Raw genomic sequence first — 1,972 nt, 5'->3', positions numbered from 1 at the left:
GGCGGGACCGCGCCGGCCGGGGCTGCACAGCGCACTGACCGACCGGATCTTCCTGATCTTCGTCGGGCTGACCTTCGTGCTGGCCGTACTCACCCTGCAGACCTCCACGATCATGCCGCTGGCCATGCGGGCGGACGGGCTGCGCCCGTCGGCGTACGGCGTGGTGGTGGCGCTCGGCGGGGTGCTGATCGTGGTCGGGCAGCTCTTCGTGCCCCGGCTGATCGACCGCCAACCGCAAGGACCGCGTCCTGGCCGTCTCCACCGCGCTGCTGGCGCTCGGCTTCGGGGCCCTCGCCGTCGCCGACGAGCTGCCGGTCTACCTGGCGGCCTGCGTCGTCTGGACGGTCGGCTCGATGCTCGCCGCGCCACCCAACGCCCAGATCAACGCCGACCTCGCCCCGCCCGAGCTGCGAGCGCGCTACCAGTCCGTCTTCTACCTGGCGTTCCCCGCCGCCTCGTTCGTGGCGCCCACCCTCGGCGGGGTGAGCCTGCAGTACCTCGGCGACCGGCACTGGCTGATCGTCGGGGGCCTTGGGGTGCTGGCCGCCGTCGGCCACCTGCTGGCCGGTCCGCCCCGGGAGCGGCGGGTCGCCGCCCGGCTCCGGGAGACGGTGCACCGGCCCGAACGGGCGCTGACCGTCGACGGCTGACGGGACACCAGACGCAGAACGCCCACCCGACCCTCGGGCCGTGGTGGGCGTTCGCACCGTATGACCGGCGGCGGCGGGCAACACTCACCCCCGTAAGCGTCGCCCGCTCGCGCCGCCGGTCCAAACAGGTGGACACCGTCCCCCAACGGTGTGGATCCACCCGTCCCCCAGCGCCCCGCTCGGTGAACGGATCTGATCGATCCGCCGCTCCCCCGAACGTTTCCGAGCGTGGCGTGGTGCAATAAAGTTAGTTCGCCCGGATTCCGGATTCAACCTGGAAGGGCTGTCTCGCCGGTCACAGCACCCGGCGTCCCACCCGGTGTTCCGTCACCTTGGGCCTCGATAGTGGCCAACAGCGCATACCCGTCGGACATTCCCGCAAACACTCAGGCCTCCTCCCGATCGGGTGACTCCGTCCGGAAGAAGTTGCTCTGCCGGCCGTCACGCAGCTGCTCCTGGTAGATGAGATTGAGCTTGCGCAGGTCGAAAGTGTGGAACCACTCGTCCCAGCTGATCTCGCGGACCCGGCTGCTCTCCCGGTAACCCGGGATGTTGAACGTCAGCACGCCCGCCCGACCCTCGCGCTCCGTACCGGCGATGGTGGCCGGCCTGGCGCCCCGTTCCCGCGCCCAGCGCTGGATCACCTCGTGGTTGGTGGTGACCAGGCTGCGGCCGGGACGCTCCGGCCGGTCGGCTAGGGACGAGATGGCCTGCGAGGAGTGCACCGACCGCGAACTGCTCCGCCCGCTCCGGACGGCGCCGCCCCGAGTGGTCCCCACGGCGGCTGCGGGCGCCTTCTTCACCGCTGTCGTCCGGGCCGACGTCGCCTTCTTCGCCACGGTTGCCTTCTTGGCCGGCGCCTTCTTCGCGGGAGCCTTCTTCGCCACCGCTACCCTCTTCGCCGGCGCCTTCTTCGCGGGAGCCTTCTTCGCCGCCGCCACCCTCTTCGCCGGCGCCTTCTTCGCGGGAGCCTTCTTCGCCACCGCTACCCTCTTCGCCGGCGCCTTCTTCGCGGGAGCCTTCTTCGCCGCCGCCACCCTCTTCGTCGGCGCCTTCTTCGCGGGAGCCTTCTTCGCCGCCGCCACCCTCTTCGCCGGCGCCTTCTTCGCGGGAGCCTTCTTCGCCGCCGCCACCCTCTTCGTCGGCGCCTTCTTCGCGGGAGCCTTCTTCGCCGCCGCCACCCTCTTCGCCGGCGCCTTCTTCGCGGGGGCGGTCTTGTTCGCCGGGGCGGCCTTCGCCCGGCCCGGTGCGGCCCGGCCCCCCGTCGCCTTCGCCGCGCGGCCGCCCGCTGTCTTCTTCGTGGCTGCGGCACGACCCGCCGC

2 protein-coding genes and 1 pseudogene are annotated in these 1,972 nt (G+C 71.9%); 2 read left to right on the top strand and 1 reads right to left on the bottom strand.

The features are described from left to right. The first annotated feature begins 248 nt into the window (after positions 1 to 248). A complete protein-coding gene (locus C1I99_RS34400; RefSeq protein ID WP_325049258.1) occupies positions 249 to 650 on the top strand; it encodes an MFS transporter in 402 nt (133 codons plus the stop codon). Positions 651 to 1,036: 386 nt separating this feature from the next. Here the strand turns inward: C1I99_RS34400 and C1I99_RS31335 are convergent. Beyond that, positions 1,037 to 1,459: pseudogene (locus tag C1I99_RS31335) on the bottom strand (hypothetical protein); the annotation flags it as partial. Between C1I99_RS31335 and C1I99_RS33550 the strand changes: the two are divergent. Beyond that, positions 1,356 to 1,972, top strand: a 617-nt coding sequence (locus C1I99_RS33550; protein ID WP_438941470.1) for a hypothetical protein, incomplete at its 3' end; no start/stop codon positions are given. The pseudogene C1I99_RS31335 and the gene C1I99_RS33550 sit on opposite strands and share 104 nt — an antisense overlap.

This window comes from Micromonospora deserti (assembly GCF_003236335.1).
In the GTDB taxonomy this organism is placed as follows: Bacteria; Actinomycetota; Actinomycetes; order Mycobacteriales; family Micromonosporaceae; genus Micromonospora; species Micromonospora deserti.
This window is presented reverse-complemented; position numbering and strand designations above follow the sequence as displayed.